General features: G+C 69.9%; 23 protein-coding genes. 14 read left to right on the top strand and 9 right to left on the bottom strand.

Going from position 1 to position 24090, the window contains the following annotated elements; translation table 11 throughout:
* Nucleotides 1-16 precede the first annotated feature (16 nt).
* On the bottom strand, nucleotides 17-865 hold the full coding sequence (locus ACAV_RS00870) for a hypothetical protein (protein WP_013592692.1): 849 nt from the start codon (nucleotides 863-865) through the stop codon (nucleotides 17-19).
* 514 nt (nucleotides 866-1379) lie between these two features.
* Here ACAV_RS00870 and ACAV_RS00865 point away from each other — a divergent pair.
* The 7 genes from ACAV_RS00865 to ACAV_RS00840 all read left to right on the top strand — a co-directional run bounded on the left by ACAV_RS00865 (nucleotide 1380) and on the right by ACAV_RS00840 (nucleotide 12040).
* The gene (locus tag ACAV_RS00865) at nucleotides 1380-5024 is read left to right on the top strand and encodes a hypothetical protein (RefSeq protein ID WP_244875515.1); all 3645 of its coding nucleotides are present in this window, start codon (nucleotides 1380-1382) and stop codon (nucleotides 5022-5024) included.
* Nucleotides 5025-5105: 81 nt separating this feature from the next.
* Nucleotides 5106-6305 carry a threonine ammonia-lyase gene (locus tag ACAV_RS00860; RefSeq protein ID WP_013592690.1) on the top strand — a complete coding sequence of 400 codons (1200 nt, stop codon included), beginning with the start codon at nucleotides 5106-5108 and terminating at the stop codon, nucleotides 6303-6305.
* 108 nt (nucleotides 6306-6413) lie between these two features.
* Nucleotides 6414-8018, top strand: a complete 1605-nt coding sequence (locus tag ACAV_RS00855) for an OpgD/OpgG family glucan biosynthesis protein (protein WP_013592689.1) — start codon at nucleotides 6414-6416, stop codon at nucleotides 8016-8018.
* 122 nt (nucleotides 8019-8140) lie between these two features.
* Complete coding sequence (locus tag ACAV_RS24860; protein ID WP_013592688.1) at nucleotides 8141-8293, top strand: hypothetical protein; 153 nt, start codon at nucleotides 8141-8143, stop codon at nucleotides 8291-8293.
* Nucleotides 8294-8384: 91 nt separating this feature from the next.
* Nucleotides 8385-9095 (top strand): 7-cyano-7-deazaguanine synthase QueC, encoded by a 711-nt coding sequence (gene queC / locus ACAV_RS00850; RefSeq protein WP_013592687.1) that lies wholly within the window; start codon nucleotides 8385-8387, stop codon nucleotides 9093-9095.
* A gap of 28 nt (nucleotides 9096-9123) precedes the next feature.
* Nucleotides 9124-9912, top strand: a complete 789-nt coding sequence (locus ACAV_RS00845) for an SDR family NAD(P)-dependent oxidoreductase (protein ID WP_013592686.1) — start codon at nucleotides 9124-9126, stop codon at nucleotides 9910-9912.
* A gap of 265 nt (nucleotides 9913-10177) precedes the next feature.
* Entirely contained in the window at nucleotides 10178-12040 is a 1863-nt protein-coding gene (locus ACAV_RS00840) for a phosphoenolpyruvate carboxykinase (GTP) (protein ID WP_013592685.1), read from the top strand.
* Between the two features lie 207 nt (nucleotides 12041-12247).
* On the opposite strand, the gene ACAV_RS00835 is transcribed toward ACAV_RS00840, so the two are convergent.
* Nucleotides 12248-12679 carry a hypothetical protein gene (locus tag ACAV_RS00835; RefSeq protein WP_013592684.1) on the bottom strand — a complete coding sequence of 144 codons (432 nt, stop codon included), beginning with the start codon at nucleotides 12677-12679 and terminating at the stop codon, nucleotides 12248-12250.
* A gap of 126 nt (nucleotides 12680-12805) precedes the next feature.
* Here ACAV_RS00835 and ACAV_RS00830 point away from each other — a divergent pair, with 126 nt between their 5' ends.
* The 4 genes from ACAV_RS00830 to ACAV_RS00815 all read left to right on the top strand — a co-directional run bounded on the left by ACAV_RS00830 (nucleotide 12806) and on the right by ACAV_RS00815 (nucleotide 15715).
* Nucleotides 12806-13807, top strand: a complete 1002-nt coding sequence (locus tag ACAV_RS00830) for a LysR family transcriptional regulator (protein WP_013592683.1) — start codon at nucleotides 12806-12808, stop codon at nucleotides 13805-13807.
* Nucleotides 13804-14655: a metallophosphoesterase gene (locus ACAV_RS00825; protein ID WP_013592682.1), complete on the top strand. Its 852-nt coding sequence runs from the start codon at nucleotides 13804-13806 to the stop codon at nucleotides 14653-14655. The genes ACAV_RS00830 and ACAV_RS00825 overlap by 4 nt, the downstream gene beginning before the upstream one ends.
* 122 nt (nucleotides 14656-14777) lie before the next feature.
* On the top strand, nucleotides 14778-15203 hold the full coding sequence (locus tag ACAV_RS00820) for a universal stress protein (RefSeq protein ID WP_013592681.1): 426 nt from the start codon (nucleotides 14778-14780) through the stop codon (nucleotides 15201-15203).
* Nucleotides 15204-15283: 80 nt separating this feature from the next.
* Complete coding sequence (locus ACAV_RS00815) at nucleotides 15284-15715, top strand: type II toxin-antitoxin system VapC family toxin (RefSeq protein ID WP_013592680.1); 432 nt, start codon at nucleotides 15284-15286, stop codon at nucleotides 15713-15715.
* Here the strand turns inward: ACAV_RS00815 and ACAV_RS00810 are convergent.
* Together ACAV_RS00810 and ACAV_RS00805 are read right to left on the bottom strand one after the other, a co-directional pair.
* Nucleotides 15687-16283 (bottom strand): TetR/AcrR family transcriptional regulator, encoded by a 597-nt coding sequence (locus ACAV_RS00810; protein WP_013592679.1) that lies wholly within the window; start codon nucleotides 16281-16283, stop codon nucleotides 15687-15689. The genes ACAV_RS00815 and ACAV_RS00810 overlap by 29 nt on opposite strands.
* A gap of 98 nt (nucleotides 16284-16381) precedes the next feature.
* Nucleotides 16382-17296 carry a LysR family transcriptional regulator ArgP gene (locus ACAV_RS00805; RefSeq protein ID WP_013592678.1) on the bottom strand — a complete coding sequence of 305 codons (915 nt, stop codon included), beginning with the start codon at nucleotides 17294-17296 and terminating at the stop codon, nucleotides 16382-16384.
* An 89-nt stretch (nucleotides 17297-17385) separates the two neighbouring features.
* On the opposite strand from ACAV_RS00805, the gene ACAV_RS00800 reads away from it, so the two are divergent.
* On the top strand, nucleotides 17386-18720 hold the full coding sequence (locus tag ACAV_RS00800; RefSeq protein ID WP_013592677.1) for a D-amino acid dehydrogenase: 1335 nt from the start codon (nucleotides 17386-17388) through the stop codon (nucleotides 18718-18720).
* 56 nt (nucleotides 18721-18776) lie between these two features.
* The gene (locus tag ACAV_RS00795; protein ID WP_013592676.1) at nucleotides 18777-19343 is read left to right on the top strand and encodes a flavodoxin family protein; all 567 of its coding nucleotides are present in this window, start codon (nucleotides 18777-18779) and stop codon (nucleotides 19341-19343) included.
* Between the two features lie 36 nt (nucleotides 19344-19379).
* On the opposite strand, the gene ACAV_RS00790 is transcribed toward ACAV_RS00795, so the two are convergent.
* Complete coding sequence (locus tag ACAV_RS00790) at nucleotides 19380-20663, bottom strand: M14 family zinc carboxypeptidase (RefSeq protein WP_013592675.1); 1284 nt, start codon at nucleotides 20661-20663, stop codon at nucleotides 19380-19382.
* Nucleotides 20663-21451 (bottom strand): alpha/beta fold hydrolase, encoded by a 789-nt coding sequence (locus tag ACAV_RS00785; protein ID WP_013592674.1) that lies wholly within the window; start codon nucleotides 21449-21451, stop codon nucleotides 20663-20665. The genes ACAV_RS00790 and ACAV_RS00785 overlap by 1 nt, the downstream gene beginning before the upstream one ends.
* Nucleotides 21452-21577: 126 nt before the next feature.
* Here ACAV_RS00785 and ACAV_RS00780 point away from each other — a divergent pair, with 126 nt between their 5' ends.
* The gene (locus tag ACAV_RS00780; protein ID WP_013592673.1) at nucleotides 21578-22099 is read left to right on the top strand and encodes a flavin reductase family protein; all 522 of its coding nucleotides are present in this window, start codon (nucleotides 21578-21580) and stop codon (nucleotides 22097-22099) included.
* A gap of 39 nt (nucleotides 22100-22138) precedes the next feature.
* On the opposite strand, the gene minE is transcribed toward ACAV_RS00780, so the two are convergent.
* The 3 genes from minE to minC are packed head-to-tail and all read right to left on the bottom strand — an operon-like array spanning nucleotide 22139 to nucleotide 24037.
* Entirely contained in the window at nucleotides 22139-22405 is a 267-nt protein-coding gene (minE, locus tag ACAV_RS00775; RefSeq protein ID WP_013592672.1) for a cell division topological specificity factor MinE, read from the bottom strand.
* 3 nt (nucleotides 22406-22408) lie between these two features.
* Nucleotides 22409-23224, bottom strand: coding sequence for a septum site-determining protein MinD (gene minD, locus ACAV_RS00770; protein ID WP_013592671.1), 816 nt, complete (start codon nucleotides 23222-23224; stop codon nucleotides 22409-22411).
* A gap of 39 nt (nucleotides 23225-23263) precedes the next feature.
* Nucleotides 23264-24037, bottom strand: a complete 774-nt coding sequence (gene minC, locus ACAV_RS00765) for a septum site-determining protein MinC (protein WP_013592670.1) — start codon at nucleotides 24035-24037, stop codon at nucleotides 23264-23266.
* Nucleotides 24038-24090 lie beyond the last annotated feature (53 nt).

The raw sequence follows: 24090 nt of genomic DNA, 5'->3' as shown, positions 1-24090 counted from the left end.
GGTGGCGCCGCGATGCCTAACCCGCCAGCGAGGAAAGGGCGTTCTGGTATCTGCCGAGGACCGCCATCGCTTCCTCCTGCGATGCCGCGCCGGCCGCCAGCAGAGGTAACACCTGATCGGGAATGCCGTGCTGGCGCAAGGCGTCGGCGAACCGCGCCACCGTCTCGCTGCCGCGTGTTTCCGCCACGGCCTGCCGCACCTCTGCCGCGAATGCCAGCGCAGGCGCAGGAATCTGTTCCAGCGAAAGGGTGTAGCCCAAAGCGTTCAGGAACGGCCCTGGCCCCTGGTGGTGCAAGTGGTCGCCCAGTACCCGGGCTGCGGCGGCACGCGTGGCGTCTCCCAGCGTCGGCCCGGTCATCGCCCCCATCAGTTGATCTATCCCCTGGGCTGCCTCGCTGCGCACCCAGCCGGCCGGCGCCACCACCTGTGCACCCGACTGCAGCCGCGCCGTCTGCACCGCCAGCCACAGCGCTGTCGTGCTGGTTGCATCCACCGGCGAGCCCCCATGGAGCCGATGAAGAATCTGGGCCTCCACCGCATTGCGCTGCGCGACGGTCATCGCTTTCACCTGCTGCAATTGCGACTGCGGAGTGGCGCTCAGCAGTTGCCGGGAAAGCTCCGTCTCCGCACGCCGACTGAAAGCATGCGGCAGGGCGCGCCGGGGGCTTTCGGAGCGCGTGCGTGCGGTGGCGGAATCGACCGTGGCCGCCCGGCCACGGATGGCACCGTGCAGGGGCGAGGCCGCATGCCGGGTGGAGCGCCGTGCCGGCGAGGCACCACCGCTCGACGACGGAAGGCAGGCAAGCTCCGGAGGAAGGCTCAGGGTGCGGCGCAGCGACGCGGATGTCGGAATGCTGGATGTCATGGCGTGGCCTCGAGATAGACGATGGCCGCCATGCTGGCAAGCCGCGGTGCAGGGCGGCGGGCCGGCACGAACCGCTTTGCCCCTGTGCGAAGCCCGTGCCTGCTGCACGTGCCTGACAGGCGCTGCGCCGGCCACGGTGGCGGCGCTCACCTCGAGGGCGGGCCCTGACTCCCCTTCGTGCCATCGCGCGGGGCTTCGCGGGCCTTGCCACCGCATGGGCGGCACGGCCCCACCATGGGTGGCAGACCAGCCATCGGCCGCATCGCCGGCGTTCTCCCTGTTCCATGCTCCCCGTCCCTGCACGCACCCTCTCACCTCCAGCACGGCCGGATGCCGCCAGCGCCGTCCCGCCGCAAGGGACACCACGCGGTGCCCGCTCGCCCTCGCCCTCGTCCCGCCAGGCACCAGGTGGCCTGGCCTCCCGTTCTTCACCGCCCGCGCCGGACAGCTCGATGCCCCCCGGCGCCCGTCGCCTTCCGCTTCCACGGCCCATGAACGGCTGCAGGCGATGCTGATGCAACGGGCTGGGGAAACGGTCGATCCGGAGCCCGCAGGGATGGACCAGGACCCGGACACCGACTGGGACTCGGACACGGATTCCGAGGCCAGCTTCGATGTCATCGTGGACGACGGCCCGATCCAGGCCGCGCGCCGGGCACGGATCTCGGGCATCACGCAGGCACTGGCCAGCGCACGCACGCCCGAGGCCCTGGATGCCATGGTGGCCCAGGCCACGGAATTGGCCCGGGCAGCCCAGGGCAGCACACTGCCCACCGGGGAGGAAATATCCCAAGCCCTGCGGCCCACCTACAACCATCGGTCCAATGGCTTCATGCAAGTGAAGCAGGCTTTGGGGCATATCGAGGCCGCCGCAATCGCCTGGGAAGCCGCAGCGGAGCACCATGAGGCCGCGCTGTCCGCACGCGAAATGCTGCTGCCCCACGCAGGCCCCGACCTGCTCGACCAGCAACTCTGGCAGCTGCAGACCGTGGCCTGCCGCCTGCGTGCGCAGGAAACGACCCTGAAGGGACTGCTCCTTCTGCGGCAGGCCCCCTACGCTGGCGCGGCAGGCAAAAGCCGGACACACGAAGAAGCCGCAGCCCGCCTGCGCGAGGCCTGCGGCCTGCGGAGGTACGAAACGCTGGCAGGCCTGCCAGCCGCCGTCCTGGACATCGACGCAGCGCTCCACCAGGAGCTGGCCGGTATCGGCCCGCGGATGAAAGACCTGCTGGATGCGATCGGCCCGGACGGCAAGTTGCCCGGAATCCCGTCGCGCCTGCCCCCGCCGGGCAACGATGCCCGCGAAGCCGGCGCCATCGAGGAAGCCTGGCTCACGGCCTACGCGCACTCCTGCGCCGCGCTGGAAGACGCTGCGCGCGCCTTGCTCGAGGCCTGGTCGCATCCGCCCGATGGCGCCGGCCCCGAGGCTGCCATGAAGGCAAGCGCCCTGACCCACCCCGAAGCCCGGGAAAGCCGCGCCACTTTGCGGCGTGAAGCGGAACTGCACAAAACCATGGCTCCCCTGCTGGCCGGCCTGCAGCCACCGCAGGAAGGTGCCGCCGCACGGAAAGGCACGCGACAGGACACGCAGCCCCAGGCGCCCTGGCGGCAGGCGCTGGAAGCGTTCAGCGAACAGAACCTCGCCCTGCAGCGCGTGGAGAACGCCGGCCGCACGCTCGAGGCCCACACCGCGCCGTGGAGCCCCGAGCAGCACGAGGCCTCGCGCGATGCCATCGGCAGCCTGCAGGCGCGCATTGCCGCCGCGCAAGCGACCGCATCGGACCGGGGCCGGGCAGTGGTCCTGCAATTGCTGGGCCACCTGGCCAGGCAAGGCCTCCACGCAGCGCAGGCAATGCCCCATGGTGACCCGGCCACGGCCCGGCACGCGCTGGCCGGCGCGGCCGAGGCCGCCCGGCATGCCCGGGATGCACTGGAACGATCAGGAATGCATGCGAGCATGGCCCCGCTCACCTTGGAGCGGTGCAGTGCGGTATGCGCCGCCGTCGCCCAGGCATGCGAAGACATGATGCACGCCCCCCGCACGGCGGCGGAGGCGAGAGACCACGCGGCACGCCTGCAGGCCGCCGGACAACAGGCCCGGGCGGCGGCCTGGGGAGACATGGCCCCGGCCATGCACCAGCTGGCATACCTCTGCGGCACGGCCTGCGACGGCGCGCTGCGCAGCGCCGCGGAAATGGACGCGGAGATCGCAGGCCAGGCCCGCGCCCGGAGGGAAAGCGCGCTGCAGGCCGCAGTGGAGGCTGCGTTCCCGACGACGGAGCAGCCACTTCGGCCGGCCGTCGCCACCGGCGATGGGCAGAACCTGCCATCGGTGCCATGGCGACGGCCCGGCGACCTGGTCGGACAGCTGCGCCAGGGGCTGGACGCCGTGCAGCAGGCGCAGTCCATGCTCGGCGAGCACCTCGTCGGCTGGACCGTGGCGCAGCGCCAGGAATCCAGCGGAACCATCGGCGCGCTGCAGGCACGCATCGACACGGCCCGTACCGCCACGCTCGAGACCGCCCTCTCGGCACTGGAACAGTCCTTCGAAAAGATCTGGAGGGCCGCCGTGCCTGTGCTGTCCGCAGATACCGCGCAACAGCCGCTGCCTTCCGGCATCGAACACCTGGCAGCCCAGGCCTTGGCCGCAGCCGGGGAATTCCACCGGTCGCTCCATGGCATCGATGGGCCGGAACTGCCCGAGCGTGCACACATCGCTGCCATCGCCGGGGCATTCGCTGCCTTGTCCACGACCGGCGACGCCCTGCGCATGCCGCTGGACACCCCCGCGCAAGCCCTGGCCCGTGCCGACGCTCTGGACAGGGCGGCCCGGCAGGCCCGTGAAGCCGCTCCTTCCGCCTTCAAGATCCCATTGCAGCATTGGGTGCGCTGGTGCGACGGCCTGCGGACGGATGCCATCAGCTTCGCCCTGCTGCACGGCATGAAGGCCATCGACAGCCTGCGCGAGGCCAGCGAGGCAGACCTCCAGGCCGCAACGTCCCAACTCAGCGACCGGATGCTGTCCATCCATGAACTGGCCTTCGACCTGCCGCTGCATTTCACGAACGATGGGTCGGTCGCGCCATCGGCACAGGCCTCGCCCGCCCCGGCAGTCCCGCCCGAAGACCTGGAGTTGGCAGCGCGCGTGGCAGCCATCGCGCAACGCGCCACCGACCTGCGCGCCACCCTGCTGCCGGTGCTGCCGCCCGGCACCTTGCCGGAGATGGCGCAGGACTACCAGACCTCCCGCAACAGCCTCAGCGAGACGGCCTATGCCGCACGGGTCACCTCCGGCCTGCTGCAGCTCTTCCACGAAGCCTCGCAGGCCATCGCCCAGGCGCCGGCAGACCAGCAGCCGCGGGTCGCACGGCAGTTCGCCAGAAAAGCGCTCACCTATCAGCAGGACGCGGCCGGTGCCCTGGGCGACTACCTGGAGGCCAGCATGCGGCTGTCGTCCCGCAGCGGCCGCCAGGCCGCCATGATCGACGGCGCGAACATCCGCCAGAGCGAACGACTGGTGACCCTGATGCAGCGGAGCCTGGATGGCCTGGGCCACCTCCTGGAGTGCCGGTCGATCGCGATCGGCGTCCACGCCCGGGAGGCCACCCGGCCCCGCGACGTCCGGGATGGCCTGATGACCATCGCAGACCGCTATGAGCGCGCGACCCAGAAAATCGATGACAGCCTGGAGCACATGGCGCAGCGGCTGGACGCGGAGAGCCGGCTCCCGGGCTATGCGGACATCGCGCAGGCCGAGAAGGCGAACATGGAAGGCGCATTCGGCATGCTGATGTGGCGCGGCAAATTCGAAAGCACCATCGTCCAGGCCCAGGTGGCCGCGCACTGGCTCGCCAGGTTCCTGGGCCCGGACGTGCAGCGGCGCACGGCGAAAGACCTGGAAGCCTGCACCGAACTCATCGATTTACTCCACAACGACCTCTCCGAGAAGAACCGGTTCGCCCTCCGCGAACTGCGCGATGACGGCAATGCCCACCTGGTCAGGAAGATGCTCAAGGCGTCGCTGGAGTGCATGCAGCGGCTCAAGGCGTTCGAAGTCACGGTCACCACCCGTGGGCAGGAACTCGCCGCCGCGGCTGCAGCCGCCTCGTCCAGCACGGCACCGCCTCCCGCCAAGACGCGCCACCGCCGCAGGCGCTGAAGGCGCGCCGCAGGGCCGACCGGAATGCCGGCCCCGTGCCTGCCGGCGGCACGCGGTCCGGCACGCGCGACAATGGCGCCCATGCTCACCCTCCCCGACATCCAGGCCGCCGCCGCCCGCCTCCAGGGCCAGGTGCTCGACACCCCCTGCGTCGAATCGCGCACGCTCTCGCAGATCGTGGGCGCGCAGGTGTTCCTCAAGTTCGAGAACCTGCAGTTCACCGCCTCCTTCAAGGAGCGCGGCGCCTGCAACAAGCTGAGCCAGCTTTCGCCCGAGGAGCAGCGGCGCGGCGTCATCGCCATGAGCGCCGGCAACCACGCCCAGGGCGTGGCCTACCATGCGCAGCGCCTGGGCCTCGTGGCCGTGATCGTCATGCCGCGCTTCACGCCCGGCGTGAAGGTGGAGCGCACGCGCGGCTTCAGCGCCGAGGTCGTGCTGCACGGAGACACCCTGGAGGAAGCACGCGCGCATGCCTATGCCCTGGCCGAGGAGCGGGGGCTCACTTTCGTGCATCCCTATGACGATGAAGCCGTCGCCGCGGGCCAGGGCACGGTCGGCCTGGAAATGCTGCAGGCAGTGCCGGACCTGGACTGCCTGGCCATCGCCGTGGGCGGGGGCGGCCTCATCGCCGGCATCGCCACCGCCGCCAAGGCCCTGAAGCCCGGCATCGAGATCATCGGCGTGCAGACCTCGCGCTTCCCGGCCATGGTGAACGCCGTGAAAGGCACGCAGCACCCGCAGGGCACCTCCACCATCGCCGAGGGGATCGCCGTGGGCACGCCCGGCCAGATCACCCGCGAGGTGATCACGCGGCTGGTGGACGACCTGCTGCTCGTGGACGAAGGCGACATCGAGCAGGCGGTGCTGATGCTGCTGGAAATCGAGAAGACCCTCGTCGAGGGCGCCGGAGCCGCCGGCCTGGCGGCGCTGCTGCGGCACCCGGAGCGCTTCCGCGGCAAGCGCGTGGGCCTGGTGCTGTGCGGCGGCAACATCGATCCGCTGCTGCTGGCGGCCATCATCGAGCGCGGCATGGTGCGCTCCGGGCGCCTGGCGCGCGTCAAGGTGAGCGCGCGCGACATACCGGGCGTGCTCGCGCGCATCACTGCCACAGTGGCCGAAGCGGGCGCCAACATCGAGGAAGTCCACCACCAGCGCGCCTTCACCATGCTGGCCGCCCAGAACGTGGAGATCGAACTCGTGCTGCAGACGCGCGGCCGCGAGCATGTGCAGCAGGTGCTGGCCCGCCTGCGCGCAGCGTCCATGGAAGCCGATCTCCTGTGATCCTTCGCCCCGCCGCGCTGTAGGACTGGAGCGGCTTTTGCGGTCAATGCCCACAGAGTCACACGGCGTTGCATCACCGCCGCGTCGTTTTCGGCACACTGCTGCCCCATGCAGAAACCCAAACGACGCCATTTCCTCCGCACCCTCGGCCACGGCGCCGCGCTGGCCACCGCAGGTGGCCTGGGCCTGAACTGGACCCAAGCCTTCGCCGCCCTCAAGCCCCTGGGCGAAGCCCAGCCCTTCGACTTCGCGGCACTCAAGGGCCAGGCCCGCGCCCTGGCGGCCAAGGCCTACGAGCCGCCCAAGGACACCATCCCCCCCTCGGTGTCCAAGCTCGACTGGGACCAGTACCAGTCCATCCAGTTCCGGGGCGACCACGCCCTCTGGGCCGACGAGAAACTGCGCTTCCAGGCCAAGTTCTTCCACCTGGGCCTGTTCTTCAAGAAGCCGGTGCGCATGTTCGAACTGGCCGACGGCAAGGCCCAGGAACTGGCCTACGACCCCGAGATGTTCAACTACGGCAAGAGCGGCCTCAAGCCCGGCGACCTGCCGCCGGACCTGGGCTTCGCGGGCTTCCGGCTCAACTTCCACACCGACCCGGTGCGCGACGTGGCCGCCTTCCTGGGCGCCAGCTACTTCCGTGCCGTGGGCGGCGAATGGCAGTACGGCCTCTCCGCCCGGGGCCTGGCCATCGATACCGGCATGCAGCGCCCGGAGGAATTCCCGGACTTCACCGCCTTCTACCTGGAGCGCCCCGCGCCCGGCTCCAACACCGTCGTCGTGCTGGCCCTGCTGGATTCGCCCAGCATCGCCGGCGCCTACCGCTTCGCGATCACGCCGGGCGACACGCAGGTGATGGAGATCGATGCCGCCCTCTACCCGCGCAAGGCCATCGAGCGCCTGGGGATCGCCCCCTGCACCAGCATGTTCCAGCACGGCGAGAACGACCGCCGCATGGCCAACGACTGGCGCCCCGAGATCCACGACTCCGACGGCCTGCAGATGTGGCGCGGCAACGGCGAATGGGTATGGCGGCCGCTCACGAACCCGCCGGCGCTGCAGTTCAACGCCTTCGCCGACCAGGGCCCGCGCGGCTTCGGCCTCGTGCAGCGCGACCGCAATTTCGACCACTACCAGGACGACGGCGTCTTCTACGAACGCCGGCCCTCGCTGTGGGTGGAGCCGAAGTCCGACTGGGGCGCGGGCTCCATCCAGCTCGTGGAGATCCCCACCATCGACGAGACCTTCGACAACATCGTCGCCTTCTGGAACCCCGACCGCAAGCCGCAGCCCGGCGAGGAACTGCTGATCGGCTACCGCCTGTTCTGGGGCGCCCATCCGCCGGCCCAGTCCCCGCTGGCGCGCTGCGTGGCCACCTGGACGGGCCTGGGCGGCGTGGTCGGCCAGCCGCGCAAGTACTTCTCCTGGCGTTTCGCGGTCGATTTCGCCGGGGAGAACCTCGTGGCGCTGGGCCGCGGCGCCAAGGTCGAGCCCGTGATCACCGCGAGCCGCGGCAAGATCGAGATCACCTCGGCCCGGCCGCAGGACGCCATCCAGGGCTGGCGCGCCATGTTCGACATCAAGCCCGAGGACGACAGCACCGCGCCCATCACCATCCGCATGTTCCTGCGCGGCGAGAACGGCGCGCCGCTCACCGAGACATGGCTCTACCAGTGGGTGCCGCCCGCCCCGGCGGACCGCCGCCTTTCCTGACCGGCCACGCGCCGCCCGGCACGGATACTGAGGTTTTTACCGAGGAAACCGCGGCCCGGGCGCCGCGGGGCTGTGGCTAGAATGGGCCATCCCATCCGCAACCCCGTCCCAAGGAGACTGCCATGGCCCACGACACCACCACCACACCGCACGCAGGAGAGCAGCACGCCCCCGACGGCGTGGAGGCCGTGGTGCCCTACATGCCCATCGTGCTGCCCATCGCGGGCGGCATCCTGATGCTGCTGCTGGCGTTCATCGCCATCTACATGGCCTGAAACCACTCCGGACCGCCCCGCCAGCCGGCCCCGCGCATGCGGGGCTTTTTCTTTTCGCCCCCACCTTTCTTTTTCCACAAGGACCCATCCCATGCGAGCCGGCCACGCCCTCGTCCTCTTCTCCGGTGGCCAGGACTCCACCACCTGCCTGGCCTGGGCGCTCGAGCGCTTCGAACGGGTGGAGACCATCGGCTTCGACTACGGCCAGCGCCACCATGTGGAGCTGGAGGCCCGCACCGCCGTGCTGGCCGCGCTGCGCGAGCGCTTTCCACGGTGGCGCGAGCGATTGGGCGAAGACCACATGGTCGACCTCGCCGTGCTCGGCCAGATCAGCGACACGGCGCTCACCCGCGACACCGCCATCCAGATGACGGAAGCCGGCCTGCCCAACACCTTCGTGCCCGGCCGCAACCTGCTGTTCTTCCAGCTGGCCGCCGCCGTGGGCTACCGGCGCGGGCTGCACACCCTCGTGGGCGGCATGTGCGAGACCGACTTCTCCGGCTACCCCGACTGCCGCGACGACACGCTCAAGGCGCTGCAGGTGGCACTCTCGCTGGGCATGGGCCAGCGCTTCACCATCGAGACGCCGCTCATGTGGATCGACAAGGCCGCCACCTGGGAAATGGCCCGGCAACTCGGCGGCGACGAACTCGTGCGGCTCATCGTGGAAGACACGCACACCTGCTACCACGGTGTGCGCGGCGCCCTGCACGCCTGGGGACACGGCTGCGGCGAATGTCCGGCCTGCGCGCTGCGGCGCGCCGGGTACGAGCGGTGGACCGGGCACGCCACGCAGGGCTGACCATTCGCACCGCCCGAAGGGAAAGTCCATGCCTCACTTCCTTCCGCCCACCTGCCCGCCGACGCCGGGCCTGCTGGCCGGCCGCCTGGCGCTCGTCACGGGTGCGGCCAGCGGCATCGGCCGTGCGGTGGCCGTGGCCTTCGCCCATGCCGGGGCCCGCGTCATCGTGACCGATCTGCAGGCCGGGCGCTGCAAGGACACGCTGCGCGCAGTCCGCGACGCAGGCGCCCAGGGCTGGGCCTGCACACTCGACGTCACCGACGCCCAGGCCTGCCTCGACCTCGCCGCCGAGGTGGCGGAAACCGCCGGTGACGTGGACACGCTCGTCAACAACGCCGGCGTGATCATCCGCGAGGGCATCGACAGCCCGCGCGCGGCGAACAACCTGCGCCGCACGATGGACGTGAACCTGTTCGGCGTGTTCCACACCGTGCATGCCTGGCTGCCTGCGCTGCGGCGCACGCGCGGCTGCATCATCAACGTGGCCTCGGGCGCGGCATTCATTGCGCAGGGCAATGCCCTCGGCTATTCGCCGTCGAAGGCAGCCGTCAGGATGTTCACGCAGACCCTGGCGCTCGACCTGGCGCCCGACGGCATACGCGTCAATGCGCTGGCGCCGGGTGTGATCGAAACCCCGATGACCGAGGCCACGCGTGCCAACCCGGAGCGGCTCGAACACTTCATGCAGCGCATTCCCGCCGGCCGCCTGGGCCAGCCGCACGAACTGGCCGGCCCCGCGGTGTTCCTGGCCTCGGACCTGGCGAGCTTCGTCACCGGAGCGACGCTGCCTGTGGACGGCGGCACGCTGGCCGTTTAGAACAAACATAACCCCATGCATTTTTTGCATGGATTTCCCCCCTGTCTGACAGACAGGAATAGGGGCTATTCATAAAATCGTCATCCCAGCCGACCTGCGGACGACGCAACCGCCCCTGGCGAACCGCCCTTCCCGCGCGTTCGTCCGCCCGCCGACTGAGCCGCAAGACGTTTTCTCAAAGACAGCGCTCAGGATCCAGCGCGGCCTTGCCGCATTCCCGGCCGCTTCCTTTGAAAAACCGTTTTTCAACTTCAGGAAGCCCGCGATGAACGCACCCACCATGCAAGGCCTCGACCTCCAGGCCCCCGCATACGTCAAGAACGCCCGCCTGCTCGCCTGGGTGGCCGACATGGCCGCCCTCTGCAAGCCCGCCAGGATCCACTGGTGCGACGGCTCGCAGGAAGAGTACGACCGCCTCTGCCAGCAACTGGTGGACGCCGGCACCTTCAAGAAGCTCAACCCCGCCAAGCGCCCCGGCAGCTACCTGGCCTGGTCCGACCCGTCGGACGTGGCCCGCGTGGAAGACCGCACCTACATCTGCTGCGAGAAGAAGGAAGACGCCGGCCCCACCAACAACTGGATGGCCCCGGCCGAGATGCGCGCCACGCTGCAGCCCCTGTTCGACGGCTGCATGCAAGGCCGCACGATGTACGTCGTGCCCTTCAGCATGGGCCCGCTGGGTTCGCCCATCGCCCACATCGGCATCGAGCTCTCCGACAGCCCCTACGTGGCCGTCAACATGAAGATCATGACCCGCATGGGCAAGGCGGTGTACGACGTGCTGGGCGTGGAAGGCGACTTCGTGCCCTGCGTGCACACCGTGGGCGCCCCGCTGCAGGCCGGCGAAAAGGACGTGTCCTGGCCCTGCAACAAGACCAAGTACATCGTGCACTACCCCGAGACGCGCGAGATCTGGTCGTACGGCTCCGGCTACGGCGGCAACGCGCTGCTGGGCAAGAAGTGCTTCGCGCTGCGCATCGCCTCCACCATGGGCCGTGACCAGGGCTGGCTGGCAGAGCACATGCTGATCCTGGGCGTCAGCAACCCCGAGGGCAAGAAGTACCACGTGGCCGCCGCCTTCCCCAGCGCCTGCGGCAAGACCAACTTCTCCATGCTGGTGCCCCCGAAGGCCTTCGAAGGCTGGAAGGTCACCACCATCGGCGACGACATCGCCTGGATCAAGCCCCAGGCCGACGGCTCGCTGCGCGCCATCAACCCCGAGGCCGGCTACTTCGGCGTGGCCCCGGGCACCAACTACCACACCAACCCCAACTGCATGGCCAGCCTCGACAAGGACGTGATCTTCACGAACGTCGCGCTGACCGACGACGGCGACGTGTGGTGGGAAGGCATGGAAAAGGACACCGGCAAGCTGCCGGACCACCTGATCGACTGGCAGGGCAAGGACTGGACGCCCCAGATCGCCAAGGAAACCGGCGCCAAGGCCGCCCACCCCAACGCCCGCTTCACCGTGGCCGCCACCAACAACCCGGCGCTGGACCCGGCCTGGGACGATCCGAAGGGCGTGAAGATCGACGCCTTCATCTTCGGTGGCCGCCGCTCCACCACCGTGCCGCTGGTGACCGAGGCCCGCGACTGGCAGGAGGGCGTGTACATGGCCGCCACCATGGGCTCCGAGACCACCGCCGCCGCCTTCGGCGCGCAGGGCGTGGTGCGCCGCGACCCGTTCGCCATGCTGCCCTTCATGGGCTACAACATGAGCGACTACTTCCAGCACTGGCTGGACCTGGGCGAAAAGCTCGCCGCCTCGGGCGCCACGCTGCCGCGCATCTACACGACCAACTGGTTCCGCAAGGATGCCGATGGCAAGTTCGTCTGGCCCGGCTACGGCGAGAACATGCGCGTGCTCAAGTGGATGATCGACCGCATCGAAGGCCGCGCCACCGGCCAGGAAACCGCCTTCGGCGTGGCGCCGCAATACGGCGAGATCAACTGGACGGGCCTGGACTTCTCGGGCGAGCAGTTCGACACCGTGACCCGCATCGACAAGGCCGCCTGGGCCGACGAGCTGAAGCTGCACACCGCGCACTTCGACCAGCTGGCCTACCACCTGCCGGCGCAGATGCTCAAGACCAAGTCCGCACTGGAAGAACGCCTGGGCGCCTGACCCCGCCCGGAGCCCCCGCCCGCCGGGGCGGGCAAGCCCCCTGGAAGCCCCGTACCACGCCCGTGGCCGGGGCTTTTTGCTGCGCAGCCCTACCTGGAAAGTACGGCCGGTTTTGCGCGCCCACGAAAAAGGGCACCTCGCGGTGCCCTGAAAATGTGCCGGGTCGTGGCCCCGGCCGGCCGGTCCGGACGATGGCCCGGAGCCTGATCAGTAGTAGCGGCGGATGTTGTCCACTGCGATACCGTTCATGGCTCGGCTCAGATCGGCCATGATGCGGGCATCGTGCAGGGCGGCATTCCAGGTCTTTTCGTCTTCGGCTTCACGGCGGCGGGCTTCCTTCCAGGCGTGGAAGCCGGCGCGCAGCATGGAAGCAGCACGGCGGACGGGGCCGGCCAGCAGGGCCAGGGCGGCGAAGGCGATCAGCCAGAGCACCATCCAGGCGGTGAGGGTGTGGCCTTCGCTCCAGGTGTCGATGATCTGGTTGGCCACCACCAGCACGGCAGCCACGACGGCGGCCAGGAGCAGCGAGGAGGCGCCGCGTGCGCCGTCGAAGGCGCTCTTCAGGGTGGCGGCGGCCTGTTCGGCACGGGCCACGCCAGGGTGTTCGGTACGGTAGTCGATGTGGACGAAGCTGGTCATGATGTGTTCCCTTTCGGTCGCTTGTGGCGAAGTTGCCGGGCGAATGCAGGTATCTTAGGGTTTACCCCAGGGTTCTTCCACTTTATATTTTGAATTCCAGTCATTCACATCTGTGATGATTAGACGATGGCGCCGATCAATTTCCGCTCGCTCGACCTGAACCTGCTGCGGGTGTTCGACGAAATCATGGCCGAGCGCAACCTCACGCGCGCGGCCGCCAAGCTCGCCATTACCCAGCCGGCGGTCAGCAATGCCCTGCGCCGGCTGCGCGAGGTGCTGGGCGACGACCTCGTGGTGCGCAGCGGCCAGGGCGTGGAGCCGACGCCGCGCGCGCTCGCCCTCTGGCCGCCCGTGCGGCAGGCGCTCGCGCAGCTGCAGCAGTCGCTGGCACCCGGGGCGTTCGACCCCGCCTCGGCCAACTCCACCTTCGTGCTCGCGCTGGCCGACGCCACGGGCGCCACGCTGATCCCCCCGCTCGTGGAGATCGTGGAGCGCGAGGCGCCCGGCGTGTCGCTGCGCGTGGTGCCGCTCACCACGCGCGATCCGCGCGGCCTGCTGGACGACGGCTCGACCGACATGGCCGTGGGCTACTTCCCCGCGGTGATGGCCGACCTCACGGCCCGCGCCCAGACCGACAGCGTGGTCGCCTACGAAAGCCTGCGGCTCTACGACGGCGAGTACGTCTGCGTGATGCGCCAGGACCATCCGCTGGCGGCCGAGCCGCTGACGCTGGACCAGTACTGCGCGGCGCGCCACCTGCTCGTGAGCTTCTCGGGCAAGCCCTACGGCTTCATCGACGAGGCGCTCACCGCCCTCGGCCGCGAGCGGCGCATCGTGCTCACCGTGAACCAGTTCTTCACGGCGGGCCGCGTGGTGGCCACCACCGACCTGCTCACGGTGCTGCCGCGCCACTTCGTGGGGGTGGCGAGCCTGGGCGGCGAACTCGTCTGGCGCGCCCTGCCGATGCCGCTGCCCACGGTGCACGTCGATGCGCTCTGGCACCGCAACAAGGGCCACGACGCCGCCCACCGCTGGCTGCGCGGCGCCATGGCGCGCTCGGCCCTGCACACCACGGCGCGCCCTCCGGCAGCCGCGCCGCCGCCCGCACCGGACAATCCGGGCCCATGAAGATCCAACTGCTGTCCGACCTGCACCTGGAGGCCCATCCCGCGTTCCAGCCGAGCCCCGCCCCGGACGCCGACCTGCTCGTGCTCGCGGGGGACATCGGCTCCTACCAGAGCGGCTCGCGCCTCGCCGACGACGATTTCGGGCTGGCGCGCTTCTCGCCGTTGCCGCAGCATGCGGGCTGGCCCGTGCCGGTGCTGTTCGTGCCCGGCAACCACGAGTACGACATGCAGGATTTCGATGCGGGGCGCGAGCGGCTGCGCGCCACCTGCGACCGGCTGGGCCTGCAGTGGCTCGACCGAGAGACGGTGGTGCTGCAGGGCGTGCGCTTCGTGGGCACCACGCTCTGGAGCGACTTCGACGCGCTGGCCCTGGACAAGAGCGACGGGGGCGCCGACATGGCCCGGCTGCTGCGCCACCGGGACAAGGCCTTCCGCGCCGCCAACTTCTACCTGCGCAAGACCGGAGGCACGCGCGGCGGCGAACCCTTCCTGGCCGAGACGATGCGCGAGGAAGCGCTGCGCTGCCAGGACTGGCTGCGCGGCGCCCTGCAGGCCCCCTTCGACGGACCCACGGTAGCGGTCACCCACTTCGCCCCCAGCCTGCGCAGCGCCGACCCCCGTTACGGGCTGGTGCCCGGCACCGCGGGGTTCTGCAACGCGCTGGACGACCTGCTGCCGCTGGCACGGGTCTGGATGCACGGCCACCTGCATGCCCCCAGCGACTACACCGCCCAGGGCACCCGCCCGGACGGCAGCGCCTGGGCCTGCCGCGTGGTCGCCAACCCGCTCGGCTATGCGGGCAAGGGCGAGCAGGAGACCTTCCAGCCGCATTTCACCGTGACCGTATGATGGCGCCAGGGGGAACCCGCCCCGCCCGCACGCGCACGGCAGCACAAAGATGACCCAGGTCAAGACAACAGGCACAGGCGCGCTTTAGTCTTCCTTCATCCTTTCGTGAAAGCCTTTCCACCATGAAGATCCTCCTGGCCGTCGACGGCAGCGCCTATACCAAGAAGATGCTGGCCTACCTCGCCACGCATGACGAACTGCTCGCCGGCGGCACGCACGACGTGACTGCCATCACCGTGCAGTCGCCGCTGCCGCCCCGGGCCCGTGCCGCACTGGGCAAGGACGTGGTCGAGAAATACTACGCCGACGAAGCCGAGAAGGTCATCGACCCCGTCGCCAAATTCCTCGCCCGCCACGGCATCACCGCCAAGCGCCTCGTGAAGACCGGTCCCGTGGGCGAAACCATCGCCAAGGCCGCCGATGCAGGCAAATTCGACCTGCTGGTCATGGGCTCCCACGGCCACGGCGCGCTGGGCCAGCTCGTCATGGGCTCGGTCAGCACCCAGGTGCTGGCCAGCAGCCGCGTGCCCGTGCTGCTGGTGCGCTGAGCGTCGAAAGCGGCGGAAGCGTCCTCCTTCGCGTTCGCTCCTCCACGCCTGGAGATCAGGGCCCGGCCGGCAGATCTCTCATGATGTACGTGCTGGACACCAATGTGCTGTCCGAGTTACGCAAGGTGCGCCTGGGCAAGGCCGATGCGAACGTGGGGGCCTGGGCGGAAAGCGTCGATGCCGCCGACCTCTTCATATCGGCCATCTCCGTCATGGAACTGGAGCTCGGTGTCCTGTCGATCGAGCGCAGGGACGCTGCCCAGGGAAGGATGCTGCGCTCGTGGCTGGAGCAGCAGGTACTGCCTGAGTTCTCCGAACGCACGCTGCCCGTCGATACCGTCGTGGCCCAGCGTTGCGCCCGGCTGCAGGTGCCTGACAGGCGCGGCGAGCGCGATGCGCTCATCCCTGCGACGGCCATGGTGAACGGCATGGCGGTGGTCACGCGCAACGTGGCGGACTTCCAGCCCACCGGCGTGACCATCGTCAATCCGTGGGAATGGATGCCTGCCTAGACTTCAATCCGTCGAAGCAGGTCTGCACTGCCCAGTCCACGATCTGCTCATCGGTATAGCCGCCCTGCTCCCGCAGCATGGACAGCAGCGGATCGGCGCTGCGGGCGTAGATGGAATAGAGGATCACCTCGGCCGGCAGCACCCGGCTCAGCAGGCCTTGGCCCTGCGCAGCGGTGATCCATTCCATGACCCGGGCGCTCACGCATTGCAGGGCGCTCTGGTAGGCCGCGCATTCCTTGAGGGGCCGCTGCAGGCCCGAGTTGCGGCTGAGCAGCAGCGGCAGCTCGTCGGTGAGCTGCAGGGACAGCAGCCAGCGCAGCAGCCGCTGGAGGCATTCCAGTGGCGGAAGGCCCGGTGGCAGTCCTTCGAGGAACTCGCTCAGGCGCTCGACCGCGCGCGCCATGGCCGTCGCACAGAGGTCTTCCTTGCCGGCGAAATGCTTGTAGAGGCTGGCCTTGGCCACCCCTACCTGGGCAGCGACCTCGTCGAGCGTCATGGCCTCGAAGCCCTTTTCGCCCAGCAACCGGCCTGCGGCGGCGACGATGGCCTGGGCGCGGGCCTCGTGCATCTGTGCCCTGAAGGAGCGGCGGGGTGGCGGGGAAGGCGTATTCATGTACACATCTTAGGGCCTGCGTCAAGGACCCACTGTCACGGCCGAGTTGCAAGTCACGCGGCAGCGAGCGAACGTGCGGCGGTAGCCGTCAGGGCCTCGGTGAGCGAGTCCAGCACCTCGGACTCCAGGTTCCAGCAATGCCAGTAGAGCTGGATCGGCAGGGCGTGGCCGGGCGCGAGGTCCACCAGCGCCCCGCTGGCCAGCGCGGGACGCGCGAGCAATTCGGGCACGACCCCGGCACCCCAGCCGGCGATCACCGCGCGGACCTGGCCCTCCGAGCTGGGCACGAAGAGGTGGTGCAGCGCCACGCGCTTGAGGCCGAACGTGCGCATGATGAATTCCGACTGCATGTCGTCCTTGCGGTTGAACGACAGGAACGGCACATCGCGGAAGTTGTGGGGCGTCAGGCCCTGGGGCAGGTGCCGGGCAGCCAGGCCCGGGGATGCCACCGCCACGTAGCGCATAGCCCCCAGCGGCACGACCTTGCAGCCCCGCAGCGCCTGCTTGAGCGTAGTGACGCAGCCCAGCACCTGGCCCGAGCGCAGCCACTCCTGGGTGAAGTCCTGGTCGTCCACGATGATTTCGATGGGCAGGCGCTGGCGGGCCAGGTCGTGCAGCGCGTCCAGCGCCCAGGTGGCGATGCTGTCGGCATTGATGGCGATGGCGATGCGCTCGTCCTCGCGGGCGCCGCCGGGCGCGCTGGGTGCGAGCTCCTGCAGGTCGCGCTCCAGGTCGGCGCGCAGCAGGCGCAGCTGCTTGGTGTGCTTGAGCAGCAGCTGGCCCGCGCTGGTGGGCTTGAGCGGCCGGCTGCGCACGATCAGCACGGAACCCACCTGCGCCTCCAGCGCCCGCAGGCGCTGCGAGACGGCCGACTGGGTCACGTTCAGGCGCTGCGCCGCGCGCTCGAAGCCCCCCTCTTCCACGATGGCGGCCAGGCATTCCAGGGCGGCGGGATCGAAGGTGCTCATGGCGGTCTGCGCATTAGATGAACTGATGAATTTGGAGGAAGTTTAATTCCTCTTCAAAAAAAACGGGCGCCGCCGCACACTGCGGAGCCATGAAAACCATCGTCCTCGGAGCCGGCATCATCGGCATCAGCACCGCGTGGCACCTGCTCGAGCGCGGACATGAAGTGGTCGTCGTCGATCGCCAGCCCGACGCATCGCTGGAGACCAGCTACGCCAATGCGGCGCAGATCTCGGTGAGCTATTGCGAGCCCTGGGCGAACCGCGAGGCGCCCTGGAAGGCGCTCAAGTGGATGTTCGACAAGGAGGCCCCGCTGCTGTTCCGCCCCCAGCTGGACTGGGACCAGTGGCGCTGGAGCCTGAAGTTCCTCGCTCAGTGCAACGACGCCGCCTTCGCCCGCAACGTGCAGCAGATCGTGGCGCTGGGGGCCTACAGCCATGCCGCGCTCAAGGACATGGTGCGCGCGACCGGCATCGATTACCACCGGCTCGAGCGCGGCATCGCCCACTTCTACACCGACCAGAAATCCTTCGACGCGGCCGGCAAGGCCGTGGACCTGATGCGCCAGTACGGCGTGCAGCGCCGCATCGTGAGCCGCGACGAACTGCTGCAGATCGAGCCGGCGTTCCGCGCCTATGGCGACCGCATCACCGGCGGCACCTACACCAGCACCGACGAGAGCGGCGACGCCCGGGTGTTCACCCAGGCGCTGGCCCGCCGCTGCGCGGAGCGGGGTGCGCAATTCCTCTTCGGGCACGACGTGCTGCGGCTGCAGCGCACCGGCGACGCCATCGACGCCGTCACCGTGCGCTCCCGCGAGCCCGGCTCGGCCACGCAGGAATTGCGCGCCGATGCTTTCGTGGTGGCCTGCGGCTCCTATACGGCGCCGCTGCTGCGCACGGTGGGCGTGGACCTGCCCATCTACCCCGGCAAGGGCTACAGCGCCACGTTCCCGCTGCTCAAGCCCGAGGGCGCGCCGATGGTCTCCACCATCGACGACGGCAAGAAGATCGCGATGAGCCGCCTGGGCAACTTCCTGCGCGTGGCCGGCACGATCGAGCTGGGGGGCTATGACCTCTCCCTGGACAGCCCCGTGGCCCGCGCGCGCTGCCACATGCTCTCGCGCCGCATCGCCGAAATTCTTCCCGGCGTGTGCGACACGCGCACGCCCGAGGAAGGCGGCAATCCGCAGTACTGGACCGGGTTGCGCCCCGCCACGCCGACCAACATCCCGTTCATCGGCCGCACCCGCGTGGGCAGGCTCTGGGTGAATGCGGGGCATGGCACGCTGGGCTGGACGCACGGCGCAGGATCGGGCAAGGCGATGGCCGAGCTGCTGAGCGGCGAGCGGCCCGCGATGGACTTCGGCTTCCTGGGCTTCGGCGCGCAGGGCCGCCAGGCGAGCGGCACCCCCGTCGCCGCCTGACACGGGCAGTTCCCCCGGGGCACGGCTGGCGGACGTGCAGCGCTACCATCTTGCGCATGCCGTCCTCTTCCCACCTTCTCTTCCTGAACGCCTCCACCCGCGAGCCGGGCCATGTCGGCAACACCGAATGGCTGGCCCGGCAGGCCGCGGCCGCGCTGCCCGCGGACACCGCCGTGAACTGGCTGCACCTCGCCCGCCTGGATCTTCCGCCGTTCGTGGACCTGCGCCACACCACCGGCACGTACCCTGCGCCCGAAGGCGATCTGCGCACGCTGCTGGACGCCACGCTCGCGGTCTCCGAAATCGTGTTCGTGTCGCCCGTGTACTGGTTCAGCATTCCTTCGACGCTCAAGACCTACCTGGACCACTGGAGCGCCTGGATGCGCGTGCCGGGCCTGGAGTTCAAGGAGCGCATGGCCGGCAAGGCGCTCAGCCTGGTCACGACCAGCGGCGACCGCGCCAAGGCCCAGCCGATGATCGATTCGGTGCAGCTGTGCGCTCAGTTCCTGGGCATGCGCTTCCGGGGCGCGCTCTGGGGCAAGGGCGGGCCTCCGGGCGCGGTGCAGGCGGATGCGGCGGCCGTGCGGGAGGCCGAGGGCTTCCTGGCGGCGCCGCTCCCCTGAAGAGCCCGGGGCAGATGCCCCCGCCCGCGCCCGAACCTATCGCGCAGGGGTGCCGGCGGCCGGCGTATCGGTGGCGGCGAGGTGGGTATCCATCCACCGCAGCAGGTCCACCCACATCTGGCGCACCTGGCTGTCTTCGGGCATGCGCAATTCGTGCTGCAGCTCGATGGTGACGACGGGCATGCCCTGGCGCACGCTGCCATAGTGGCCGAGCGAGCCCGGGAAGATGCCGAGCTGGTCGAGCCGCAGGCGGCCCAGGCGGCTGGGCGGCGGCAGCGGGCCGTCATAGTCGAGCACGCCATAGGGCGCGTGGATGCTCACCACCAGGTCGGGCCGGAAGCCTTCCATCTGCTCGTGCAGGAAGCGCGACTCGGGCTCGGACAAAGGCTCGGGCCCCGGCCAGCGGCGAGGATCGCGGCGGGTGCGCTTTTCCCAGTACACCGGGGCATCGCGTTCCCAATTCGGCGTGGGGAAGTTGCGGTTCAGGTCCACGCCCCGTGCATTCACGCGCGTCGCCGGGCGGGCCAGCATGCCGTCGGGATTGAGCGCCGGGATGAAGCGCCAGTGCACGCGCTGCCGCAACGCCGGCTGCGGCTGCGCCGCGAAAGCGATCCAGCGCATGGCCAGCGATGCAGACGTAGGCTCGTCGCCGTGGATGGCCCCCAGCACCAGCACGCGCAGCGGCTCCGGTCCCGCGGCCCCGCCCGCCGCAGGAACTGGAGGCACGTCGCGCCAGTAGATCGGCAACCCCTTGCGGGAATGCGCGCCGCTTTCGGACAGGCGCGTGGATTCGCAGAGCGGCCGGTCCACCGTGGGCAGGCGCGGCAGCAGCAGCTTGCAGGCAGCCACCGATTCCGCCGCACCGGGCGGCGGCAAGGGGACGGGGACCTGGGCGGGCGCCAGGGCACGGGGAGCCATCGCGCGGGACGCGGACGCCGCGGCGCCATCGCTGCGGCCTGCAGCGGATGCGGCGCCTCTCCGCGGCAGGGCCGCGCTGGACGCGCCGGACGCACGGGGCGCCACCGGGAAGGCCGCGGTATCTCCGGAACGTTCGGCGGGCGCGCCGAGCACGACCACCGAGTGGTATCCCTCGCTGCGCTCCCCTGTGCCCAGGTGCCCCCGGCCAAGGGCGACCACCGCATCGGAGGCAGTGCCTGCGCCGGCCTGTCCACCGGACTGGAAGGCGCGGGAATCCCAGACGGAGGCGCCGAACAGCGCCAGCGCCAGCGCGGCCGCCGGGGGCAGCAGCCAGGGGGACAGGGGGCCCGGCGGCCGCGGGACGGCTGGCACTCCGGAGGTGCCGTTCGTGCGCGCCGCCATCAGTGGATGGTCCGCGGGGCGGTGGAGCCGAGGAAGTCCAGCAGCGCTCCATCGAAGCCGTCCGGGTCTTCCAGTTGCGGCCAGTGCCCCACGTTCGGCAGGCTCAGGTGACGCGCGTCGGGCAGCACGTGGGCCAGGGCCTGAAGGGCCTCGGCCGGCATGCAGCGGTCCTGGCCCCCGCTCACGAGCAGGGTGGGCATGGAGAGGTGGGCGAGGTCCGCGGCATCGCGCGCGAACGCCGGCAGCAGCTCCAGCGCGCGGCGGAAGGCGGAACGGTGGACCTGTCCCATGGCATGACCGGCCAGGCGCGCGCCTTCGGGCAGCGCCCCGGTACCGGTCTGGCGCGGCACCAGCAGCTCGGCCACGCCCTCCATGGCCTGGCCGTCCTCCAGCGCCGCGACGCGGGGTGCCACCCAGGTGTCCAGGCCTTCGCCGTCCAGGGCCGGGCCGCCCGCGCACAGTACCAGCCGGCCCACGCGGCGGGGCGCCCGCAAGGCGACCTCGACCGCCACCATGGCACCCAGGCCATGGCCGACGAGGGTGGTGCCCTGCATGCACTGCAGGGCATCGAGCAGGGCGATGCAGCTCTGCGCCAGTCCCTTGAAGCTGTAGGGCTCGATGGGCGCGCTGCGGCCGTAGCCCGGCATGTCCCAGGCCACGGCACGGTAGCCGGCGCCTGCGAGGGTCTCGACCTGGGGAGCGAAAGTCAGGTGGCCGCCGTCCGCATCGTGCAACATGAGCACGGTGGGGCCGGCGCCGAGGGTGGTGAAAGTGGGAAGCAGGGCCATGGAAGGGAGGGGCAACGACAACGTGCCCGGTGGGGATTCGGCCCCGGTCGGCGGAGGGGGCGCGGGCACCGGACCATAATAGCCGACCCCTTCCTCCGCCTGGCGCGCGCCGCGCCTTCGCCTTCCGTGACACGTCCCCTGCCCCGGCCCGCGCTGGCCACCCCGCCGAGCTTTTCCCCCCGCGAGTTCCGCGATGCGCTCGGCATGTTCGCCACCGGCGTGACCATCGTCACCGCGCAGGATGCCTCCGGCGGCCTGGTGGGCCTCACGGCCAGTTCGTTCAATTCGGTGTCGCTCGCGCCGCCGCTGGTGCTCTGGAGCCTGGGCCGCACCGCCGGTTCGATGAACGCGCTGGCCGCCGGCTCGCACTATGCGATCAACGTGCTGGCCGCCGACCAGAAGGCACTGGCCGAGCGTTTCGCCAGCCGCGGCGTGGACCGCTTCGCAGGCGTGGCCTACACGTTGGGCGTGGCGGGCGCGCCGCTGATCGAGGGTGCAGTGGCCACGTTCGAATGCTTCAACCGCAGCCGCTACGACGAAGGGGACCACGTCATCTTCGTCGGAGAGGTGGAGCGCTGCGCGCACCGGCCGGGCGTGCCGCCGCTGCTCTACCACGGCGGGCGCTTCTATACGGAGCATCCGCTCTGAGAGGTCCGCGGCCACGGACAGCGGGCCGCGGCCGGCCGCTCAGCGCACGGTGTCGGGCAGCTCGATCTTGACCTCGAGCACCTCGAGGTTGTCCTGGCGCTCCAGCTGCACCTTCAGGTCCTCGGGGCTGATCTTGACGTACTTGGAGATCACGGCGACGAGTTCACGCTGGAGCGCGGGCAGGTAGTCCGGCTCGGCGGCGTTGCGGCCATTGCGCTCGTGCGCGAGGATGATCTGCAGCCGTTCCTTGGCGACGCTGGCGGTCTTCTTCTTTTCGCCGAGCAGGAATGAGAGAAAGGATGCCATGCGTTACCTCCCGCCGAAGATGCGCTTGAAGAAGCCGGGCTTCTGCGCGTCGATGAAGCGCAGGGGCTTGTCCTCGCCCAGGAAGCGCGCCACCACGTCCTTGTAGGCCTCGGACACGTCCGTGCCCTGCAGGTGGACGGCGGGCGTGCCCTGGTTGGACGCCTGCAGCACGCTTTCGGACTCGGGCACGACGCCGATGAGTTCGATGCGCAGGATGTCCTGGATGTCCTCCAGGCTCAGCATCTGCCCGTCCTGCACGCGGCCGGGGTTGTAGCGTGTGATCAGCAGGTGCTCCTTCACGGGCTCCTTGCCTTCGATGGCGCGCTTCGTCTTGCTGCCCAGCATGCCCAGGATGCGGTCGGAGTCGCGCACCGAGGACACCTCGGGGTTGGTCACCAGCAGCGCTTCGTCGGCGAAGTGCATGGCCATGAGCGCGCCGCTCTCGATGCCGGCGGGCGAGTCGCAGACGATGTATTCGAAGTCCATCGCGGCGAGGTCGTTCAGCACCTTCTCGACGCCCTCCTGCGTGAGCGCGTCCTTGTCGCGCGTCTGGCTGGCGGCCAGCACGAACAGGTTCTCGCACTGTTTGTCCTTGATGAGGGCCTGGTTCAGGTTGGCCTCGCCATGGATCACGTTGATGAGGTCATAGACCACGCGGCGCTCGCAGCCCATGATGAGGTCGAGGTTGCGCAGGCCGACGTCGAAGTCGATCACCGCGGTCTTGTGGCCACGCAGCGCGAGGCCCGATGCGAAGCTCGCGCTGGTGGTGGTCTTTCCCACGCCTCCCTTGCCGGAGGTCACGACGACGATTTTGGCCATTTCTGCAAATTCCTTGGGGCGTTGGTCTGGTGTTCTGGGTCAGGCGAGCGGCTCGATGATCAGCTTCTCGCCGTCGAGCCGCACCTGCGCGGGCTTGCCGCGCACGTTGTCGGGCAGTTCGGTGTCGGTGGTGCGGTAGATGCCGGCCACCGAGACGAGCTGAGGTTCCAGGCAGGTGCTGAAGATGCGGGCGGAGGTGTCGCCGCGCGCACCGGCGATGGCCCGGCCGCGCAGCGGCGCATAGACGTGGATGTTGCCGTCGGCGATGACTTCGGCGCCGAAGCTCACGACGGCCATCACCACGAGGTCGGAGCCGCGCGCATAGACCTGCTGGCCCGAGCGCAGCGGTTTGTCCACCACGACGGTGCCGGGCGCGGGAGCGGGCACTTCGCGCACCACCTCGACCTCGCGCACGACTTCGCGGACGACCTCCCGCGCGGGCGCGTCGGCCGCGGCAGGCGGCTGTGCGGTGCGCGCGGGCGGGGCTTCCGGCGCGGCCACGAGTCCGGCGGCGAGCGCGGCCTCCATCTGCGCGGGGCTGCCGCCGCGCACGGCCACGGGCTGTGTGCGGTGCTGGCGCAGCAGGGCCATGAGGGCGGGAAAATCGATGGGCGCAGCCTCTTCGCGCACGGCGGCGAGGTCGATCAGCACTGGATCGTTGTCGAAGAACCCCGGATCCTCCCCGAGGCGCGCGGCCAGGTCGGCAGCGAACGCGTCGGCGTCGGTGGTCCGCAGCGCCACGGCCACCACGGGCAGCTGGGCGCTCTTGAGGTCAAAGCTGGTGCGGGCCTGGCCCACCGTGTCAACGGCCATGGAAGGAAGGAGTGCGAACGACGCGGCTCAAAGCGGCGGAGTTTACCGTTACC

Origin of the sequence: Paracidovorax avenae ATCC 19860 (assembly GCF_000176855.2) — a bacterium.
GTDB lineage: Bacteria > Pseudomonadota > Gammaproteobacteria > Burkholderiales > Burkholderiaceae_C > Paracidovorax > Paracidovorax avenae.
The sequence above is the reverse complement of the archived record's forward strand: the minus strand, read 5'-3'. Positions and strand labels throughout refer to the sequence as shown.

Excerpts from the sequence above, each read along its gene's own strand:
- ACAV_RS00860 (WP_013592690.1), top strand. The coding sequence starts at position 5,106 with ATGCTCACCCTCCCCGACATCCAGGCCGCCGCCGCCCGCCTCCAGGGC.
- ACAV_RS00815 (WP_013592680.1), top strand. The coding sequence starts at position 15,284 with ATGATGTACGTGCTGGACACCAATGTGCTGTCCGAGTTACGCAAGGTG.
- ACAV_RS00805 (WP_013592678.1), bottom strand. The coding sequence starts at position 17,296 with ATGAGCACCTTCGATCCCGCCGCCCTGGAATGCCTGGCCGCCATCGTG.
- ACAV_RS24860 (WP_013592688.1), top strand. The coding sequence starts at position 8,141 with ATGGCCCACGACACCACCACCACACCGCACGCAGGAGAGCAGCACGCC.
- ACAV_RS00790 (WP_013592675.1), bottom strand. The coding sequence starts at position 20,663 with ATGGCGGCGCGCACGAACGGCACCTCCGGAGTGCCAGCCGTCCCGCGG.
- ACAV_RS00820 (WP_013592681.1), top strand. The coding sequence starts at position 14,778 with ATGAAGATCCTCCTGGCCGTCGACGGCAGCGCCTATACCAAGAAGATG.
- ACAV_RS00840 (WP_013592685.1), top strand. The coding sequence starts at position 10,178 with ATGAACGCACCCACCATGCAAGGCCTCGACCTCCAGGCCCCCGCATAC.
- ACAV_RS00870 (WP_013592692.1), bottom strand. The coding sequence starts at position 865 with ATGACATCCAGCATTCCGACATCCGCGTCGCTGCGCCGCACCCTGAGC.
- ACAV_RS00830 (WP_013592683.1), top strand. The coding sequence starts at position 12,806 with ATGGCGCCGATCAATTTCCGCTCGCTCGACCTGAACCTGCTGCGGGTG.
- ACAV_RS00855 (WP_013592689.1), top strand. The coding sequence starts at position 6,414 with ATGCAGAAACCCAAACGACGCCATTTCCTCCGCACCCTCGGCCACGGC.
- queC (WP_013592687.1), top strand. The coding sequence starts at position 8,385 with ATGCGAGCCGGCCACGCCCTCGTCCTCTTCTCCGGTGGCCAGGACTCC.
- ACAV_RS00825 (WP_013592682.1), top strand. The coding sequence starts at position 13,804 with ATGAAGATCCAACTGCTGTCCGACCTGCACCTGGAGGCCCATCCCGCG.
- minD (WP_013592671.1), bottom strand. The coding sequence starts at position 23,224 with ATGGCCAAAATCGTCGTCGTGACCTCCGGCAAGGGAGGCGTGGGAAAG.
- ACAV_RS00795 (WP_013592676.1), top strand. The coding sequence starts at position 18,777 with ATGCCGTCCTCTTCCCACCTTCTCTTCCTGAACGCCTCCACCCGCGAG.
- ACAV_RS00835 (WP_013592684.1), bottom strand. The coding sequence starts at position 12,679 with ATGACCAGCTTCGTCCACATCGACTACCGTACCGAACACCCTGGCGTG.
- minC (WP_013592670.1), bottom strand. The coding sequence starts at position 24,037 with ATGGCCGTTGACACGGTGGGCCAGGCCCGCACCAGCTTTGACCTCAAG.
- ACAV_RS00845 (WP_013592686.1), top strand. The coding sequence starts at position 9,124 with ATGCCTCACTTCCTTCCGCCCACCTGCCCGCCGACGCCGGGCCTGCTG.
- minE (WP_013592672.1), bottom strand. The coding sequence starts at position 22,405 with ATGGCATCCTTTCTCTCATTCCTGCTCGGCGAAAAGAAGAAGACCGCC.
- ACAV_RS00865 (WP_244875515.1), top strand. The coding sequence starts at position 1,380 with ATGCAACGGGCTGGGGAAACGGTCGATCCGGAGCCCGCAGGGATGGAC.
- ACAV_RS00810 (WP_013592679.1), bottom strand. The coding sequence starts at position 16,283 with ATGCACGAGGCCCGCGCCCAGGCCATCGTCGCCGCCGCAGGCCGGTTG.
- ACAV_RS00785 (WP_013592674.1), bottom strand. The coding sequence starts at position 21,451 with ATGGCCCTGCTTCCCACTTTCACCACCCTCGGCGCCGGCCCCACCGTG.
- ACAV_RS00800 (WP_013592677.1), top strand. The coding sequence starts at position 17,386 with ATGAAAACCATCGTCCTCGGAGCCGGCATCATCGGCATCAGCACCGCG.